Annotated in this window: 13 protein-coding genes; 6 read left to right on the forward strand and 7 right to left on the reverse strand. The window is 60.1% G+C overall.

The window, feature by feature from the left end:
* Nucleotides 1-483: 483 nt before the first annotated feature.
* A complete protein-coding gene (locus tag FJ930_RS26865) occupies nt 484-2,586 on the forward strand; it encodes a hydantoinase/oxoprolinase family protein (RefSeq protein ID WP_141840782.1) in 2,103 nt (700 codons plus the stop codon).
* An 11-nt stretch (nt 2,587-2,597) separates the two neighbouring features.
* Nucleotides 2,598-4,244: a hydantoinase B/oxoprolinase family protein gene (locus FJ930_RS26870; protein ID WP_141840783.1), complete on the forward strand. Its 1,647-nt coding sequence runs from the start codon at nt 2,598-2,600 to the stop codon at nt 4,242-4,244.
* 87 nt (nt 4,245-4,331) lie between these two features.
* Here FJ930_RS26870 and FJ930_RS26875 read toward each other — a convergent pair whose 3' ends face one another.
* Complete coding sequence (locus tag FJ930_RS26875; RefSeq protein WP_141840784.1) at nt 4,332-5,039, reverse strand: cytochrome b561 domain-containing protein; 708 nt, start codon at nt 5,037-5,039, stop codon at nt 4,332-4,334.
* A gap of 346 nt (nt 5,040-5,385) precedes the next feature.
* Here FJ930_RS26875 and FJ930_RS26880 point away from each other — a divergent pair, with 346 nt between their 5' ends.
* The 4 genes from FJ930_RS26880 to FJ930_RS26895 all read left to right on the forward strand — a co-directional run bounded on the left by FJ930_RS26880 (nt 5,386) and on the right by FJ930_RS26895 (nt 12,017).
* Entirely contained in the window at nt 5,386-6,141 is a 756-nt protein-coding gene (locus tag FJ930_RS26880) for a FadR/GntR family transcriptional regulator (RefSeq protein WP_141840785.1), read from the forward strand.
* Nucleotides 6,142-6,331: 190 nt separating this feature from the next.
* Nucleotides 6,332-7,381: an ABC transporter ATP-binding protein gene (locus tag FJ930_RS26885; protein ID WP_210245383.1), complete on the forward strand. Its 1,050-nt coding sequence runs from the start codon at nt 6,332-6,334 to the stop codon at nt 7,379-7,381.
* Between the two features lie 49 nt (nt 7,382-7,430).
* Nucleotides 7,431-8,495, forward strand: a complete 1,065-nt coding sequence (locus tag FJ930_RS26890; RefSeq protein WP_141840787.1) for a Gfo/Idh/MocA family oxidoreductase — start codon at nt 7,431-7,433, stop codon at nt 8,493-8,495.
* A gap of 126 nt (nt 8,496-8,621) precedes the next feature.
* Nucleotides 8,622-12,017: a molybdopterin-dependent oxidoreductase gene (locus FJ930_RS26895; RefSeq protein WP_246677039.1), complete on the forward strand. Its 3,396-nt coding sequence runs from the start codon at nt 8,622-8,624 to the stop codon at nt 12,015-12,017.
* Between the two features lie 22 nt (nt 12,018-12,039).
* Here FJ930_RS26895 and FJ930_RS26900 read toward each other — a convergent pair whose 3' ends face one another.
* The 6 genes from FJ930_RS26900 to FJ930_RS26925 form a co-directional block, all read right to left on the reverse strand.
* Nucleotides 12,040-13,686 carry a GMC family oxidoreductase N-terminal domain-containing protein gene (locus FJ930_RS26900; RefSeq protein WP_141840788.1) on the reverse strand — a complete coding sequence of 549 codons (1,647 nt, stop codon included), beginning with the start codon at nt 13,684-13,686 and terminating at the stop codon, nt 12,040-12,042.
* Between the two features lie 3 nt (nt 13,687-13,689).
* A complete protein-coding gene (locus FJ930_RS26905) occupies nt 13,690-15,186 on the reverse strand; it encodes a GMC family oxidoreductase (protein ID WP_141840789.1) in 1,497 nt (498 codons plus the stop codon).
* A gap of 7 nt (nt 15,187-15,193) precedes the next feature.
* Nucleotides 15,194-16,294: a sn-glycerol-3-phosphate ABC transporter ATP-binding protein UgpC gene (ugpC, locus tag FJ930_RS26910; RefSeq protein ID WP_141840790.1), complete on the reverse strand. Its 1,101-nt coding sequence runs from the start codon at nt 16,292-16,294 to the stop codon at nt 15,194-15,196.
* Nucleotides 16,295-16,299: 5 nt separating this feature from the next.
* Nucleotides 16,300-17,178 carry a carbohydrate ABC transporter permease gene (locus FJ930_RS26915; protein ID WP_141840791.1) on the reverse strand — a complete coding sequence of 293 codons (879 nt, stop codon included), beginning with the start codon at nt 17,176-17,178 and terminating at the stop codon, nt 16,300-16,302.
* Nucleotides 17,168-18,064 carry a sugar ABC transporter permease gene (locus FJ930_RS26920; protein ID WP_141840792.1) on the reverse strand — a complete coding sequence of 299 codons (897 nt, stop codon included), beginning with the start codon at nt 18,062-18,064 and terminating at the stop codon, nt 17,168-17,170. The genes FJ930_RS26915 and FJ930_RS26920 overlap by 11 nt, the downstream gene beginning before the upstream one ends.
* 90 nt (nt 18,065-18,154) lie before the next feature.
* Nucleotides 18,155-19,408, reverse strand: a complete 1,254-nt coding sequence (locus FJ930_RS26925) for an ABC transporter substrate-binding protein (protein ID WP_141840793.1) — start codon at nt 19,406-19,408, stop codon at nt 18,155-18,157.
* Between the last annotated feature and the right edge of the window lie 60 nt (nt 19,409-19,468).

Here is a 19,468-nt window from a genome sequence, read left to right on the forward strand (position 1 = left end):
CCCAAATTCGGTGAAGTCTCAATATTCCAGGTTGCGGTTGCCGCGCGCCCCTCATGTCGATAAGCCACGCGACGTCGCGATCGAGCGCCAGCAACCGTTCCAAGCGACCCCAAGCCTCGGCACGCCGCGCACTCGCTTTTCAAGTCAAGGTCACGGTCGAAACACCCGCTCCGTCAATCCAGCCTTCCAAGCAACGCGAACCTTCGGCTGGTTGCTGTCGACCGTGGCGATATTTTACATGTTTGTCAATTGCAATTGTGTTTGTAACATAAAATGCCGTTTCGGTCTGACCATGTATGCGCCCGGATCGCGCCGGTCAATTGCGCGATTTTTTGTAAAATCTGTAATTTTTGCAGCATCTTACCTGCCTAAAAGACCAATTCCAGCGTATGCGGTACCGCGGCTCGCCCTCATCGCCATACCGGATTGACAAGCCGATATTAGTCAGACAAAGTGTCATTAATTCCATTTCCAGGGCAAACCATGAACGAGCAAACGAACCGCGTGTCGGTCGACATCGGCGGCACTTTTACAGACGTCGTGCTGGAAATAGCTGGCGAACGTTCCTCGACAAAGGTCTTGACGACAAAACGGGAGCCCGAAGAGGCGGTGCTCGAAGGCGTGGAGAGCCTTCTCAGGGAGAAGTCGCTCTCGTTCGCCGACCTCGATCTCTTCCTGCATGGCACGACGCTGGCAACGAACGCCATCATCGAGCGACGCGGCGCGATGACCGCGCTGATCACCACCGACGGCTTTCGCGACACGATCGAGATCGGCTCGGAAAGCCGTCATGACCAATACGACATCTTCATCAAGAAACCGCAACCGCTGGTCCGCAGAAGACATCGGTTCGTCTTTGAGGAGCGGGTCGCCGCCGACGGTTCGGTGCTGAAATCACTGCCAGAGGACAGAGTGGCCGAGCTGGGCAAAACCCTCAAGGCCGCGTGCATCGAGAGTGTGGCCATCTCGTTCATCCATGCCTATGCAAACCCCGCGCATGAGATCAGGGTCCGGGAAATTCTATCCGACATCATTCCGGACATGTCCTTCTCGCTATCCTGCGAGGTGTGCCCGGAAGTCCGTGAATACGAACGTGCCTCGACCACGGTGGCGAATGCATATATTCGCCCGATCATGGCTGGCTACCTCGGTCGCCTGAAGACAGAACTTGCCCGACGCGGATTGCGGGCGCCATTGCTCCTCATGACTTCCGGCGGCGGCCTGACGACCGTCGAACAAGCCGCCGCCTTCCCGATCCGACTTGTCGAATCGGGTCCAGCCGGGGGAGCCATTCTCGCGTCCAAGATCGCGATGGATTGCGGCCTGAATGAAATCGTGTCCTTCGACATGGGGGGCACCACCGCGAAGCTCTGCCTGATCGACAACGGTACTCCGTTGAAGTCGCGCAGCTTCGAGGTCGACCGAACCGAACGCTTCCTGAAAGGCAGCGGCCTGCCCGTGCGAATTCCCGTGATCGAGATGGTCGAGATCGGCGCCGGCGGCGGCTCCATCGCCCAGGTTGACAGCCTCGGCCGTTTGACGGTCGGCCCGGAAAGCGCGTCCTCGGAACCCGGCCCCGCCAGCTACAATCGCGGTGGAGACCGTCCGACCGTCACGGATGCGGATTTGGTTCTTGGCCGCATCGATCCGACGAACTTTGCCGGCGGCAAGGTCGGCCTGCGTCGCGACCTCGCAGAAAAGGCGCTTGACGAGCATGTCGGTGGCCGGCTCGCTCTCGCTTGCGTCGTTGCGGCCTCGGCGGTGGCGGCCATCGTGGAAGAGAATATGTCGAACGCCAGCCGTGTCCACGCCGCCGAACATGGCAAGGATCTTCGCAGGCGCGCCATGATCGCCTTTGGTGGCGCCGCGCCCATGCATGCGGCGCAGCTTGCCCGCAAGCTTGGCCTCGGGAAGGTTATCGTGCCGATAGGCGCAGGCGTCGGCTCGGCCATAGGATTTCTTGAAGCGCCGCTCGCTTATGAGGTTGTCCGCAGCCGTCACAGCCGCCTTGCCGATGTCAACGACAGCGGCGTGCGTGATCTGATCTCGCGAATGCAGGCTGAAGCCGTATCGGTGGTCGAGCCGGCAGCGAACGGTCGTCCCATCCAGCTGCGGACTTCGGCATTTCTCCGTTATGTCGGTCAAGGCCACGAACTGGAAGTCGATTTTCCGCTCGACGCTTCGACCAACATCAATTCGGCGCGGTTGCGCCGACATTTCGAAGAGCGTTACAGCGCCGTCTTCGGCCGCTTCCTGCAAAGTCACGCCATAGAGATTCTGACCTGGGCAGTGACCGCGACTGCCCGGCAGTTATCGGCGGGGACCGTCAAGGCAGCGCCATCGGCCCGCGCAAAGCCGAAGCCCAGTGGCTGGACCGACTTTGTTGACTTCGACGGCACCTCGGTCAAGGCACCGGTTTATCTGCGATCCGACCTGGGGACAGGGCATTCGATCCCTGGGCCCGCCATCATCACGGAGGCGGAGACCAACACGGTGGTTCCGGCACGATTTGAAGCGAGGGTCGACCGCTTGGGCCATCTCGAATTGACCAACACCGCTGTCGGCATCGCGGCAGCCGCGGAGTAATGAGGATGTCCATGATGCAGACCGTTCGGTCAATGCCAGCCATCGACGAAATTGAATTCCAGATCATGTGGAACCGCTTGATCGCCGTCGTGGAGGAGCAGGCGCAGGTGCTGCGACGCACCGCGTTCAGTCCCATCGTGCGTGAATCCGGAGATCTTTCGGCTGGCTTCTTCCACCCTGACGGGCGCATGATCGCGCAGGCAGTGACCGGCACGCCGGGCCACGTCAATACAATGGCCGCGTCGGTTCGCCATTTCCTCGCACGGTACCCAGCCACGTCGATGAAAGACGGCGATGTCTATATCACCAACGACCCATGGCTCGGTACAGGCCATCTTCACGACTTCGTCGCCGTTACCCCGGCCTTCCTGGGGGATGTGATGGTGGGACTTTTCGCGTCGACCTGCCATTTCATGGATGTGGGAGGAATAGGCTTCGGCCCCGATGGACGAGATGTTTTCGAAGAGGGTTTCTACGTTCCTCCGATGAAGATGATCGCCGAAGGCATGCTTGATGCGACATTGATGATCCTCGCCCGCAGCAATTCGCGCTATCCCGCCGAAATGGAAGGCGACCTCATGTCGCTCGCGGCCTGCAATGCAATCGGTGTCGACCGCTTGCGGGAAATGCTGCGCGAATTCGAACTCGGTGATCTCACCCTGCTTTGCGACCAGATCGTCGGCCGCTCCCGCGAAGCGGCCCTGGCGGCCATAGCCGGGCTGCCACAGGGTGTGACCAGGGGGGAGATGGTGATCGATGGCTACGACAAGCCCGTCACATTGGTTGCCACAACGACGATCTCCAAGGACTTGATCAGCGTCGACTTCACCGGCACGTCCGGCCTCTCGGCGCGCGGCATCAATGTTCCGCTAAGCTATGCCCAGGCCTATTCCACTTACGCGATTGCCTGCGCGCTGTTTCCTGGGGTTCCGAACAATTCCGGATCGCTGTCGGTGGTCGAGGTCACCGCCCCGCAGGACACGATCGTCAATGCGCAGCGGCCGGCTCCTGTTTCTTCACGGCATATTATCGGACAGATGCTCCCAGACGTCGTTTATGGCTGCCTGGCCCAAGTCGTCGCCGACAGGGTGCTGGCGGAAGGTGCATCCGCGCTGTGGAACCTTATCCTCGAGGATGCATATGATGCTTGTCTGACCCAAGGCATTGGACAAACCGCCCGGTTCTCGGCACTTTCCGTCCAGACCGGCGGCACCGGTGCCCGCTCAAACGAAGATGGCCTAAGCGCCACTGCTTTCCCAAGCGGCGTTTCGGGCGTGCCGATCGAGATTCTCGAAACCATGACGCCGCTTATCTTCTGGCGCAAGGAACTGCGGTCGGGAAGCGGGGGCCACGGCAGGTTCAGAGGTGGGCTCGGCCAGACGATCGAGATCGGACACCGCGACAACCATCCCTTCTACATCTATGCGGCGCTTGATCGTATCGAGCATCCGGCCCGGGGTCGATTTGGTGGCCAGGACGGCATCGCCGGCTATGTCGGCCTGAAATCTGGAACCAGGCTGCGCGGCAAGGGCAAACAGCTGGTGCCGGCCGGCGACACGCTGGTCGTCCAGACGCCTGGCGGCGGCGGCTACGGACCTGTCGAAGAGCGCGAGCCCGGCAGAATCGAAACCGATCGCGACAACCAGCTTGACGGTTAAAGCCAGTCCGTTCGCTCACCCCGAGAACCCGGCCGGCGCACGGTCAATAGAAACCGACCTGGTGCGCCCGTCATGACGCGCTGCCGGCTATTGCCGCGACATCTCCTCGATTCTCTTCCTGTTGTACGGGTGATGCGCCCCGGTGCCGAAGTTCGACAGATAGGTATCATGCCGAAAGCCCGTCGCCTCAAGGACGACCGCCAAGCAGGGAAATAGCAGCGCAAGAACCGCCAAAGCTATCCCTATTTCCGGCATCCAGTATTGCGAAAGCCCCGTGGCGACGGCGCCCAGCGCGGAGGCTACCGTAAGCCAGCCAACGGTCTTGTGATACGCTTCGAACCAGCGCCGCCGGGCCGTCATGTCATAGTGATCGCCATGCTGGACCGGTTTTTCGGCAACGGATCGAGCGGCGTCGCGGACGCCGTGCGAGCCGCGCAACCAGGCGCTGACGATCTGAATCACCCCAAGGGATACGGTCGCCATGCCAAAAAGAGCATGGAGCGTGCCGCTCACTCCGCTGCTCGCGACAACAGCGATCAAACCACCGATCACGCTGACCAGGACGAGCACCGAAAGACCCACCCGATGTATCGTGAACCAGAACAGCTTGCGCCCGAGTTTGGGACTGCCTTGTGCTATGCCGGTCAGCGATGGCGCGGGCTTGCCAAATCGCGTCAACAGGAGCGAGGCTGGAACCAGCACAATCCAGATCGTGAACATCAGCCACGCGTGATAGTTCCAGTGCGCGGTCGTGCCGAATAGCGCTTCATACAGTGACCAGAGAAGCTTCGTCATGTTGGAGATCCGCCGATTGGCCGCAATACAACTTGAAACCGAGATGCCATGTTCGCACCGGTCAGCACGCGCCCACCGGGGCACTGCAGCCACTTGCTTCCGGCTTCCGGCCGAGTGATCCAGCCGCTCCGGCCGCCCAGACAATGCTGTGCTAAACGCGGATTCACCGTGCAAGATCTCTAGCAATGCGTCCCGGTGGGCGGTTTGCTGCAGGGCTTTCGGGAATGGGAGGCTTCTCCTTGACCTCAAGCATCAAACAAAGTGACAGTGTCCGACTTTTTGGCCTAAATCAAGCTTGAAATCTGACAATCTCCGTGCAATTTTACAAATATGTAATGAGGCCCAAATGGCTTACGCCCAGAAAACGAAACTTTCAGAAAGGCTCTATGAAACGATGAGGCAACTCGTCGAAAGCGGGGAGTGGTCCGAGGGAACCCGCATCCCCACCGAGATGGAGCTTGCGGAACAGCATGGCGTCTCACGGCCGGTTGTGCGCGAGGCCCTCATACGGTTGCGGAACGACGGCATCATCAAATCAAAACGTGGCTCGGGCAGCTATGTCTTGAATGGCTCCGAGGCTCCAACAAAGGGGTTTCGCCCGATCGAGAACGTTGCCGACCTGATCCAAGCGTTCGAATTCCGCCTCACCATTGAATGCGACGCGGCGGCCGTCGCGGCGCTCAGGCGCGGCGACGAAGCCATGGAGGCAATCGTCACCGCCCACAATGCCTTCGAGGAAGGCATAAGCGACGAGGCTTTTGGCGACCTCGACCTGAATTTTCACATCTCGGTCGCTCAGGCATCTCAAAACTCCATGTATGCCAGCACGATGTCGATGCTCCACCGCCAGATTGTCTTCGGGATGCGTTTGACCGGTCAGTTCGCAACCGCCGCGTCACAGACACGGTTGGAGGTCGTGCGCCAGGAACACTCGTTGATCGTCGAGGCAATTGCCGTCCAGGATCCTCTGCTGGCCTATGCCGCGATGTTTGATCATTTGACGCTTTCCAGGCGTCGGTTACTGGGCTTCGACGCGGTTCTCGACTGGAAGCGGGCTGGACCTACCGTATTGATCAACAAGATGAGCGGATCCGATGGCTGAGTTCTTGCCGCGACTCCCTTCCGTTGCGTCGAACCCTGGTCCAGCCGAGGGCGAGTCATAGAGCTGTGAGCAAGCAGAGCACGGGCCCATCTGTTCTCCAGTCTTTTTCCAATTGGCCGTCCCATAAGGTTTGTCGATGTCATCACTAGCCCTCAACCAGATCAACAAGAACTACGGCCCGAACCTCGCGGTGCTGAAAGACATCAACCTCCATATAGAATCAGGCGAATTTCTCGTCCTGTTGGGACCATCCGGCTGCGGCAAGTCTACGTTGCTGCACGCGATAGCCGGTCTTCACGGCGTGACCTCGGGCGAGATCAGGCTGGATGGAAAGGTAATCAATGATTTGCCTTGCCAGCACCGAGACATCGCGATGGTGTTTCAATCCTATGCGCTCTATCCGTCGATGACGGTCAGCCAGAACATCGCTTTTCCGCTGCAGATGCGCAAGGTTTCGCGCGAGAAGCAGGTCGCGGGTGTGCAAGGCGTGGCCAAGCTTCTTCAAATCGAACATCTGCTGGACCGGAAACCTTCCCAGCTTTCCGGAGGCCAGCGTCAGCGCGTCGCCATCGGCCGCGCTCTTGTCCGCGAACCCAGCATCTTTCTCTTCGACGAACCCCTTTCAAACCTCGACGCCCTTCTGCGGGTGGAGATGAGAACGGAACTCAAGAAACTCCACCAGCGGATGGGCAAGACGACCGTCTACGTGACCCATGACCAGATCGAAGCGATGACGCTGGCAACACGCATTGCGATCCTGGACAAAGGCACACTCCAGCAGGTCGGCACGCCCAACGAAGTCTACGACAAGCCGGCCAATACTTTCGTTGCGACATTTATCGGCGCGCCGCGCATCAATCTGGTCGATGGCGCCGTGGTGAGGACGGCCAGTGGCTTGACCGCAAGATTCGGCAACGCGGAAGACGTGATCCCTCTGCCGGCGGCACTGGTGCCTCATCTCATGCATGCCAACCCGGTCTGCACCTTTGGCATCCGACCGGAAAACTTCGCGGTTGGCGGCGCTGGAGGTGTTGGGGACAATGATATCGATATCGACGTCATCGTCGAACTCATCGAGCCCACCGGATCCGATGACGTCATCATCTTCAAATTCGGGGGGAACGAGATGACGGCGCGCCTGCGGGCCGGTTCCATAACAAGTCTGGGAAAGAACCGGCTGCGCCTGACCACGACGAAACTGATCGCTTTCATCAAGCAATCCGGAAACCGGATCGGCTGAATTGAACCGGCATCCGCGTTTTCGATTTCGCGGACAATCCGGCTGACCGGTGGTCGCGGCTGCACCGGGCCAAGCCGAATCCACCATCGCAATGACACTGAGCAGGAAGCAACCGATGAGCAAGCGTTATAAGTGGGGATTGATTGGAGCGAGCCGGATCGCCGAAGAGTGGGTGGTACCGGCGATCAACAGCGCTCCCGATAGCGAAGTCACCGCCGTCTTTGCCTCTGATGCCCATCGCGGCCGCGCCTACGCCGCCCGCAATCACATCCCTGACGCCTACGAGACGCTCGATGCTTTCCTTCGCGCCGACATCGACGCCGTCTATGTCAGCAACACGAATGAGAAGCATGCCCCGCATGCGATCGCCGCACTTCGGGCCGGCAAGCACGTGCTGGGGGAAAAACCGATGGCGCTCACGGTCGCCGACGCGGAGGACATGATTTCGGCCGCCGAAACCAACAAGCGCGTCCTGGGCATCAATCACCACCTGCGCAATATGGCCACCCATATCAGATTGCACGAACTGGTGAAGAGCGGCGAGTTGGGCTCGATCGTTGCGGCCCGTATGACGTTCGGCGTGCTGCTGCCGGCCGCCAACCGCGGCTGGAGGACCGATTCAGTCGCAGCCGGCGCCGGAGTGTTTTTCGACCTGACCGTCCATGATGCGGATCTCCTGCACTACATCCTGGACACGGAAGCGCAGGAGGTTGTCGCCATGACCGCGAACAACGCAATAACCTCGCGGGAGATCGAAGATACCGTGGCGATTGTCGCGAGGATGAAGACCGGAACAATCGTCCAGATCACTGAAAGTTTCGCCATCGATCATGCCAACACGACGGTCGAGATTTTCGGGACCAAGGCTTCCGTGTTCGCCGATGACGTGCTCCTGCAGCGCGGCGGCGGCCGGATATTTGTTCGCAGGAGTGGCGAGCAGGTCGAAGAGCGCATCGAGCATATCAACGCCTATGACAAGGCCGTTGGCGACTTTAACGCCGCTATCGGCGGGCATGGCTCTCCGAGCGCGACAGGCCACGATGGCTTGAAATCCTTGAAATTTGCCCTGGCCGCACGGGAAGCCGCCAAGACCGGCAAGTCCGTGCGCCTCTGAGGCGCGTTGGCATCCATTTGCCGCCCGTTTCGTGGATCTCGAAACCCGGCTGAACATCGCGAAATGCAACTGGTAGCCGCAACTTCTGACTGGATCGATCCAAGAAAGCTCAAGTCCGCCATGCGATTGGAAAAGCCCGGCTTTTGCGCACTCTGCAAATCCAGATGCGGCGCTACATTCATCGTCGAGGATGGACGTCTGACCGGTGCCGCGCCGGCCCCCGCTCATCCGACAGGAAAGTCGCTTTGCGTCAAAGGCAAAGCGGCCCCTGAGATCCTCTACCACCCCGACAGGTTGAAGACGCCGCTGAAACGGACCAATCCGAAGGGAGACAATGACCCCGGTTGGGTGCCCGTCTCCTGGCATGAGGCATTGTCCGAGATCGGTGGGCGTCTGCGTGATCTGCGTGACAATCATGGGATGGAAAGCATCGCCGTATCGACAACTACGCCGAGCGGCACCGCATTGAGCGACGGCGAGGAATGGGTCGAACGGCTGATCCAGACAAGCGGTACGCCGAATTGGGTCAGCACCACCGAGATCTGCAACTGGCACAAGGATTTCGCGCACGCATTCACTTTCGGCACCGGCCTGCCCTATCCTGATTACGGCCAGACAGAATTGATCGTGCTGTGGGGCTTCAATCCCAGTTCCGTCTGGCTCGACCAGGCGACCCAGGTCGCCGCGGCCCGGGCTCGCGGCTGCAAGATCCTCGTGATCGATCCGCGGCGCTTCGGATTCGCCATTGGTGCCGATCAATGGCTGCGCGTTCGCCCAGGCTCGGACGGTATCCTGGCACTCGGCATCATGCGCCTGTTGATCGAAGATGGCTCCTTCGATCAATCGTTTCTCATGCAATGGACCAACGCTTGCTTTCTCGTTCGTGAGGACAATGGCGAGTTCCTGCGCGCCGGTGATCTGACCGCCGCCGCGGAGGATCCGGAGGCATTCGCCGTGCTCGGCGCGAATGGCCAGCCGGTCTTCGTGCAGCGCAATGGCCGGGAGACCCATATGGTGCTTGCGCAAGCGATGCGTTCCGGCGACGTCACGGTCGACACAGCAAACGGCTCCGTACGGTGCACCACCGCCTTCGATCAACTTTCCGCCGCCGCCAATCGCCAAGAATTGAGCGAGGTGGCCACACTGACTTGGGTGCCCGAGGAAGAAATCCGCTCGGCCGCACGAATGATAGGCGTCGCTCGCTCGGTCGCCTACTACACCTGGACTGGCCTTGGCCAACACGCGCAATCCACGCAAATCGACCGCGCGCTGGCCACGCTGATGTCCCTCAAAGGATGCTACGACGTGGCGGGCGGCAATGTCGTGCTGCCGGGAGTACCGCGCAATGCCGTCAGCGGCCCCCGCTTCCTGGATCCGGCGCAGAAAGCCAAGACAATCGGGATCGCCGACAAGCCGCTTGGGCCGCCGGACCAGGGTCGCATCACCGCGCACGACTTCTATACGGCGGTGCTCGAAGGGCACCCCTACAAGGTTCGCGGCTTGATCGGCTTCGGTTCGAACCTTGCCGTCGCTCATGCCAATCCGTTGCGCGGACGAGACGCGCTGGATGCGCTGGAATTCTACGTTCATTGTGACGTGTTCGAGAACCCAAGCGCGCGCTCCGCCGACTTTCTGTTGCCAGTAAACACACCCTGGGAGCGTGACGCGCTGAGAGTAGGCTTCGGCTCAGGACTGGCCGCTCAGGAGCATGTGCAATTGCGGCAACAGGTTGTGCCCTCGGCGGGGGACTCCCGATCCGATGCGGAGATAGCTTTTGCCCTCGCCGAACAACTCGGGCTAGGCGATCAGTTCTTCGGCGGCAGCATCGAGGCCGCTCGTTCCTATATTCTCGAACCGAGCGGGATCACGCTCGATCAGTTGAGGAATTGCCCGGAAGGCATCCGCTATCCGCTGGTACAGCGTTATCGAAAATATGCCGAGCCGACCCAACAAGGGGTGAGTGGCTTTGCCACCGAGACCGGTCAGGTCGAACTCTATTCGGCCCTGTTGCATCGCCATGGGCAGCCAGCGGTCCCGACCTTCGATCCGGACGACCTTCCTGGAAATGAAACCTACCCATTTGCACTGACCACGGCGAAGACAGGATATTACTGCCATTCGCAGCATCGGCAGGTGCCGTCGCTGCGCAAGCGGGAACCCGAGCCGACCGTGAACCTCGCGCCTGAAGCCGCCGAAAAGCTTGGCTTGGAAGCCGGCGATTGGGCACAGATAAGCACCCGTCACGGCCAAGCCCGCATGAAAGTCAAGCTGGACAACAGCCTGGACCAGCGGGTCGTCCGCGCCTCCTATGGCTGGTGGCAGTCAAATACCGCACTTGACCTTCCCGGCTACGATGCATTCTCCAACAGCGGCGCGAACTACAATATGCTTGTCGGTAGCGACCAACTTGATCCCGTCAGCGGCGCCGCGGCTCATCGATCGAAATCCTGCAATATCGTCCCGATCGGCGCGCGAAGGACTGGCTGGCGCGGCTATCGCACGATGCGGGTGGCAGCGGTCGACAGGATCGCCGAGGGAGTGACGGCAGTCACGCTGGAGAACATCGACGGCGGCCTTCTGCCGGATTTCGAGCCCGGCCAGCACATCGTGTTGCGGCGCCGGGACGACAGAGACGACCTCATCCGCTGCTACTCGCTGACCGGACCGGCCGTAGAGCGGCAACGCAGTGCCTATACGATCGCGGTGCGCAAGGTGGCGGCGCCGGCTGGAATTGACGACGTGCCGCCCGGCCGGATGTCGACGGCCATAAACGATGTTTTGGCCGCGGGCGACGAGATTGACGTGCGGGCGCCATCCGGACGCTTCACGCCCCCGCTTGCCAGCGAGCGCCCCGTTGTACTTGTCGCCGGCGGCATCGGCATTACCCCATTCCTTTCCTATCTCGAGACGCTGGCTCGACAAGATAAACGCCCGAGAGTCCATCTTGCGTATGCCAACAGTCTCGCTGCAACGGAAGCGTTTGCCGACCGGCTGTCATCACTTGCGGCGGTGATGCCAGAGTTGACGATCGATCGCTGCTGGAGCCGTGCCGGGAAAGAAATCCCAGCCGATGTTCACAACGGACGCCTCGCCATTCGGCATCTGCGGCTCGCGACGTTCGATACAGCGCCGGCGATCTATTTCTGCGGTCCGCCCGGCATGGTGGCATCGCTCAGGGTAGACCTGGTTCGAGCCGGCCATCCGGATAGCCTGACGTTCGAAGAGGCTTTTGCCGCCATCAGCATCGACCAGGATGCGCTGCCGACAGGCCCTTGCTCCGTTACCTTCGTGCGGTCCGGCAAGACGGTGATCTGGGAACGATCCCGCGGTTCGCTTCTCGACCTGGCCGAAGCCGAAGGCGTGAGGATCACCAGCGGATGCCGCGCCGGCCAATGTGAAAGCTGTGAAGTGCGTATCCTGGACGGCGCGATCTCCTATCGCACGGAGATCGGCCGTTCCGCGACAGACTCCTGTCTTGCCTGCCAGGCAGTCCCCAGGACCGACCTGCTTGTCGACGCCTAGAAAGGCTTGGACCGCGAATGCGCTACGGCGACTCCTTTAGAAACCCCGCGGCCCTCTCGCCAATCATGATGCATACGGCGTTGGGATTTCCCGAGATCAGTGTCGGCATGATCGATGCGTCGGCCACACGGAGTCCGTTGATACCGTGTACGCGAAGGGCCGGATCGACAACCGCCATTGTGTCTTGACCGATGCGGCACGTGCCAGCTGGATGAAGGGCCGCATGCGCGGTCCGCATACAGAAATTTCTGATGTCCGCGCGTGTCTTCATCGTCGCGGATGGCGTTCGCCGGGCTGCAATATAGCGCTGGATCGCAGGCTTCTCCATGATGTCCAGCGCGGCCATGGTGCCTTCGGTCACCGCATCGAGATCGTAGGGATCGGAAAAATAACGGGGTGCTACACGCGGATCGTCCGCGGGGTTCGCACTCTTGAGCGTGACTTCACCGCGCGAGCGAGGTCGTATCTGCCCGAGGTTGACGGTGCAGCCATTGCCGCCAGGCACGGTATCCACGCCCTCCTCGATACCGGCCCCCACGACCATGAAGAACTGGACATCGGGGATGGTTTCATTCCGGTTGCCCCACCAGAAGGCGCCACCTTCGATCAGGTTCGAGGAAGCCGGCCCGCCCCGAAACAAAAGGTAGTTCAGCCCCGCCGCGGCCTTCCAACGCGCTTTCTTGTATTTGTCGTAGCTGTGCGGTCCGTTCAGCTGATAGACCAACGACATCTCGATATGGTCCTGCAGATTCTGCCCTACGCCTGGCAGATCCGCCTCGACCTGGATGCCATGTTCGCGCAGCGCATCCGCCGGACCTATACCTGACAGCATCAAGAGTTTCGGCGAGGCGATTGCGCCCGCCGACAAGATGACCTCGCGTTCGGCGCGCAGAATCCACTTGCGCCCGTTTACGACATACTCGACCCCGGTCGCCCTACCCTGCTCGACGATAATCCGGCTGACACAGGCACGCGTCTGGACACGCAGGTTCGGACGATGGCGGGCGGGTTTGAGGAAGGCCGTCGCCGCACTGCTGCGTCGGCCGTTTCTGGCCGTGATCTGGTAGAGGCCGCATCCGGCCTGATCACCGGAATTGAAATCCTGATTGTAGGGCAGTCCCGCTTGCTGGCAGGCATGCAGCCATGCGCGCGTCAGCGGATGAATCTGATCGATATCGGAAACCCCGAGAGGGCCTCCGACACCGTGTACCTCGTTGCAAAATCGGTTGTTGTCCTCCGAGCGCAGGAAGTAGGGCAGCACATCGTCATAGGCCCAGCCCTTTGCACCAAGCTCTTCCCACCCGGCATAATCCGCGGGCACGCCGCGAATGTAGATCATGGCGTTCACTGAACTCCCGCCGCCCAGCACCCTTGCCTGGACCATCGTGGGCGCCGGATCGCGCGACTGATCGACGGTTGGCTCCCAAGCCATTCGCTTCAGCAGGGGCCCTTGGGCCGTCTTGTAGTATGCTCCAGGTATATGGATATACGGATTGACGTCATTCGGCCCCTCTTCCAGCAGAACGACCGATACGTCGGCATCCTCGGACATCCGGGAGGCGACGACGCAACCCGTTGAGCCGCCGCCTATTACGATGTAGTCGCACGTGCCGACGACCGTTTGAGATTGCGGGAGGATTCCCCACCGTGCGGAGCCAAACACCGTCATGGTTCACAACGTCCCGATTGCCGCTCCGGCTTTCAGAGCCAGAGCCGCCACGGTCAATGCTGGGTTCACCGCCGCCGATGTCGGCAGCACGGATGCGTCCGTCACGTAAAGGTTCGCAACGTCGTGCGACCGGCAGATGGGTGACACGACCGATGTTTTTGGGTCGTTGCCGAGCCTTGCGGTACCACACTGATGCGATGTCGTCTTGCGGCCGAAAGTTCGGGAAAGGACTACCGGGAACCCAGCCTTGCGCATCACTGCCCGGGTTCTCAGGATCAGCGTCTCATGCGCCTGCATATTGCTGCGAACCCAGTTCATGACGATCCGCCCGTCACGAACGGTCACTCGACTTTCAGGGTTGGGCAAATCCTCGCTGGTCAGGAACCAGCCGTAGCAGTTGCGCGCGATAAGGCCGGCCAGAAGGCGCGGGAGCATCGGTGCGTTGGCCTTGAGGATATTACCGGTGATGTGGCCAAGCAGTTGCACATTGCCCAGCGGAAAGCTGCCTTGAGGATCCCTGTTGTAGAAATCATTGAACCCCAGGGTCTTCTGATAGACGGCGGTGTTTGCCCGAAATGGGTCGATGGCCAGCATCGCCGTCGTGTTGTGGTTCATGAAGTTGCGGCCGAGTTGGTCGGAACTGTTTGCGAGCCCGTTGGGATGTGACGCATTTGACGAACGCAGCAACAGTGCCGCGCTTTGGACAGCGCCGGCGGCCACGGCAAAAATGTCGGCGCGTATATTGTGCTCGACACCGTCCTTGATAAAGAACGCAGCCGTCACCTTCCGCCCGGATTCGTCCGTTTCCAGCCGCTGAACATTCGCTCCCGTGATGAGGGTGACGTTGGGATGAGCCAACGCGTGGGCGAGCGGGCCGACTTCCGCGTCGATCTTGCCGGCTCCAGTGTTCGGAAAGGCATCCCAGCCCGTCTGTGCCCGGCGTAGCCATTGCTCGATATCCACGGCAAGAGGCAGACTCGACGGGTGGATGCCGGCTTTACGAAGGCGTTTGCGCAGCGCTGCGACGGACGGCTCGTCGGGAACGGGAGGAAAGCCGTACGGGCGGGTGTGTGGAGGCTCCGTGGGATCCTGCCCGGCATCGCCGCGTACCCTGAAGATCGTCTCGGCGCGCTCGTACCAGGGCTCAAGCTCGGCATAGGCGATGGGCCAACCGGGCGAGCGCCCTCCCATATGATCTCGCGGGGTGAAATCTTCCTGCCTGTAGCGGTACAGAACGGCGCCGAAGAACTTGGAATTGCCGCCGACAAAGTAGTAGTTGCCGGGCAGAAATGTCTCCCCATCCGTTCCTGCCCATTCCTCGCCAGACTTGTAGAAACCTTTCTGGAAGATGGCGACGTCGTCGCGCGCCTCGGGCGTGTCCTTAAGGTGTTCACCTCGCTCGAGGATGACGATGCGCCTTCCGGTTTCAGCAAGGCTATACGCAAGCGAGCTGCCGCCGATGCCCGAACCGACAATGACTATATCCGCCTGGTGTTCCATGGGCCCCTCAGTCAATTCGGTCTTCGGTGACAGCATCGAACAGGACGATCTTGGTCGTGTCGACCGTCAGGGTCGCTGATTTTCGCGCCTCTACCGTCTTCGGCGGAACACGTGCCGTGACTTCGACACCGCCAATCTGGAAGAGCGCCAGTGTGTCTGGACCGGTCGGCTCGACGACATCGATGTGGACCGAAATTGTCCTGCCTGGTTTTCCGTCGGAAACCGTGAACAGTTCCGGCCGGATACCGACAAGAACGTTTTGGCCATTGAATTTCGTGGCGTTTTCCTTCGCGATTGGAATTCCGGAAATGCGCGCGGGCTTTTCATTTGGAATGTCGAAAACCGCGACGGCACCCGCGCCATCGACCGCCAGCCTTGCTGGAATCAAACTCATCGAGGGTGAGCCGACAAACTTGGCGACGTAGGTATTGGCCGGTCGGTCGTAGACCACCTGCGGATCGTCCAGTTGCTGGACAACTCCATCCTTCATCACGGCAACCCGGGTTGCCAGCGTCATGGCCTCGATCTGGTCATGGGTTACATAGACTATTGTCGTGCCCAGGCGCTGATGGAGCCGTTTAATCTCGGTTCGCATATCAACGCGCAGTTTGGCATCAAGGTTTGACAGCGGCTCGTCGAACAGAAACAGCTTCGGGTCACGCACAACGGCACGCCCCATGGCTACGCGCTGGCGCTGGCCACCGGAAAGCTGGCTCGGACGGCGGTCCAGTAAATGTTTCATCTGCAGCATCTCAGCCGCGGCAAGCGTTGCCTTCGCCCGTTCAGCCGGCTGTACGCCGCGGATCTTCATTCCGAACTCGATGTTCTGGCGCACCGTCATGGTCGGATAGAGCGCATAGGATTGGAACACCATGGCGATGTCGCGATCCTTTGGCGGCAGATCGTTGACAACGTCGTTTGCAATCCGGATTTCGCCCGAGGTGACGCTTTCCAGCCCGGCGATCATACTGAGGAGCGTTGACTTACCGCATCCGGAGGGTCCGAGAAGAACGAGAAAGTCTCCATCGGCGATCGAAATACTGACCCCCTTCAAAACTTCAACAGAGCCGAAGGATTTTCGAACGCGATCGATTTCGAGAGTTGCCATCGAGGTTACCCTTTCACTGCGCCGGCTGTCAGGCCCCGCACGAAGTAGCGGCCCGCGACGATGTAAACGATGAGTGTGGGAAGACCGGCGATCATGGCGGCGGCCATGTCGACATTGTATTCCTTGCGTCCCATTGAGACGTTGACGACATTGTTGAGCGCCACGGTGATGGGAGCATTTTCGCCGGCCGTGAACGAGACTCCGAAAAGGTAGTCGTTCCAGATTTGGGTGAACTGCCAGATGCAGGACACAACGATGATCGGCAGGGCGGTCGGCAACATGATGGACACGAAGATCCGCATGAAACCCGCCCCGTCGATCTGCGCCGCCTTCACAAGCTCATCCGGCACACCAACGAAATAGTTTCGGAAAAACAGGGTCGTGAATGCGATGCCGTAGACAGTGTGGACCAGCACCAGCCCGGCAAGTGTGCCGGCGAGGCCAAGGAAGCCCAAGGTTTGTGCCATTGGCAGGATCACGGCCTGGAACGGCAGGAAGCAGCCAAACAGCAAGATTCCGAAAATGAAGTTGGAACCTGGAAATCTCCATTTGGTGATCACGTAGCCGTTGATGGCACCTATTCCGGTCGACAGGATGACGGCAGGAACCACCATGATCAGAGAGTTGATGAAATAGGGTTTCAAGCCCTTGCAGGCGGTCCCATTGCAGGCTTCTGACCAGGCGCTTCGCCAGGCGTCGAAGGTGATTTCCTTCGGCAGCCCGATGAAAGAGCCGGCATAGATTTCGTCCAGGTGCTTTACCGAAGTCGTGATGATGACCCAGAGCGGCATGAGATAGAACGCGGCCAGACACAGCAAGCCGCCATATATGAGCGCGCGGCCGGTGGCGTGCTGCCGATGCCGAGACCTGACATTAGCAGCCATCACGGGTCTCCTTCAGCTCCGAGTAGAGATAGGGCACAATGATGGCGGCGACTGTCATCAGCATCATCATTGCGCTGGCCGCCCCCACCCCCATCTGGTCGCGCCGAAATGTGGCTGCGTACATGAATGTCGAGGGCATTTCGGTGGCCGAGCCAGGCCCCGTATTGGTCAATGCGAGGATGAGGTCGAAGCTTTTGATTGCCACATAGCTGAGCAGTACGATCACGCTCAGGAACGCCGGCCGCAACATCGGGACGATGATGGTACGGTATATCAGGGGCAGGCCCGCGCCCTCGATCTGCGCCGCCTTGATGACCGAATTGTCGATACCGCGCAAACCGGCCAGAAAGATCGCCATCGCGAAGCCGGTCGATTGCCATACAGCGGCAATCACCACGCAGTAGATCGCGAAGCGGGGTTGGGAAATCCAGTCAAAAACAAAACTGGTCCAACCCGCGTCGTTCACCACTTTCTGGACACCCAGCGCTGGGTTGAGGATCCACTTCCAGGCAGTGCCCGTGACGATGAAGGACAACGCCATCGGATAGAGGAAAATCGCCCGCAAGGCGCCCTCGGCCCGAATGCGTTGATCCAGCAGGATCGCCATCAACAAGCCGAGCCCGGTGGTCAGGCCCAGGAACAGCGATGAGAATATGAACAGATTGGCCACCGCCGTGTGCCAGCGCGGCGTCGACCACAGACGAACATATTGCTCTAGTCCGACGAAGTCGTATCTCGGCACGATGTTCGAAGAAGACAGCGAAATCCAGCCTGTCCAGGCGATGAAGAGGTACACCGCGACCAGGACAACCAGCAGGCTGGGGGTCAAAACCAGCCGTGGCAGCCAGTTGGCCAAACGGTCAGAAAATCGGATAGATCTTTTCATCACGTTGTCCCGCGTTTTTGACCATCCTGGCCGAACGAGAAGGTGGGCCGCCGGGACGCTCCATTGTCCCGGCGGCTTGGCACGCGCGCCTCAGCGGGCGTTGTTGATGCCGTCAACCAGGGCTTTTGCAGCGTCTTGTGAAGTCATGTCGCTGACGAAGAACTTGCCGACCACGTCGAGAAAGACGCCAGAGAACCGCGGCTCCACGGCGAAACCGTCAGTGACGGAACCCCACATGGCATTGTTCTTGATGGCCTCCGCCCGATCCGCGAAGCTGCGCTTGGCGCAGTCGTCAAATGCATCCATCGAAACGTCCGTGCGCGCCGGAATCGACCCCTTGATCAAGTTGAAGTTCTTCTCGACTTCAGGGTCCATCATAGCTTCCGCGACCGCGTCCTGCCCTGAATTGATTTTGGGATTGTTGATCTTGAAACCACCGAAGGTATCGAACACGAATTTATAGTTAGGGGTGGCTGTCGGCGTCGGGAAGCAGAGGAAATCGATGCCGGGCTTCATTCCCTTGGCAAGGAATTCGCCCTTCGCCCAATCGCCCATGATCTGCATGCCAGCCTGGCCATTCGCGACCATGGCACTTGCCGCTGCCCAATCGCGGCCGGTGTAACCGGCGTCGTGCAGTCCGCGCACCTTGCCCAGGAGATCGAACGCCTTGACCATCTCCGGGCCGGAAAGCGCCTCGTCATCAAGATCGATGATTGCCTTCTTGTAGAAATCCGGGCCGTTGACGTCGGTGACGATCGATTCAAAGAGTTCCTCGATCTGCCAGCCCTCGTCGCTCATGGCGATCGGGGTGACCCCGATTGCCTTCAGCTTGTCGCCATCGGCAATCAGCTCTTCCCAGCTTTTGGGGGGTGTGATGCCGGCTTTGTCGAACACCGCCTTGTTCGCCCAGACCCAGTTCTGCCGATGCATGTTGATCGGGGTCGCGAAGAAGTCGTCGCCCTGTTTCAGGAACTGTAACATCACCGGCGGCAGGTCCGCCTGCCATCCATTCTTGTTGTACAGATCATTCAGCGAACGCAGCGCACCCTCTTTTGCCCAACCGAGCCCTTCAAAGCCCAGAAACTGCATAACGGCGGGCGGGTTGCCGGCGGCCACCCGGGTGCGCAGTGCCTGTTGAGCATTTGCGCCGTTGGCACCACCAACCGCGCTGTCCTGCCACACGAAGCCCATGGTCGCGAGTTTGTCGGTGAGGACCTTCAGCGCGCCGACTTCACTTGCCGACGTCCATACGTGCAGGCCTTCGATCGTCGTTTGAGCCATGGCCTGGCCGGCGAAAGTCAGTGCCAGAGCTGTGGCCAACAAGATGTTCTTAGGTCTATTCATGGTTGTTCCCCATTGTTGAAGTTGAAATGCCCGGTCGCATTTTCGCTGTTATCGGGCGGG

This window comes from Mesorhizobium sp. B2-4-15 (assembly GCF_006658505.1).
In the GTDB taxonomy this organism is placed as follows: Bacteria; Pseudomonadota; Alphaproteobacteria; order Rhizobiales; family Rhizobiaceae; genus Mesorhizobium.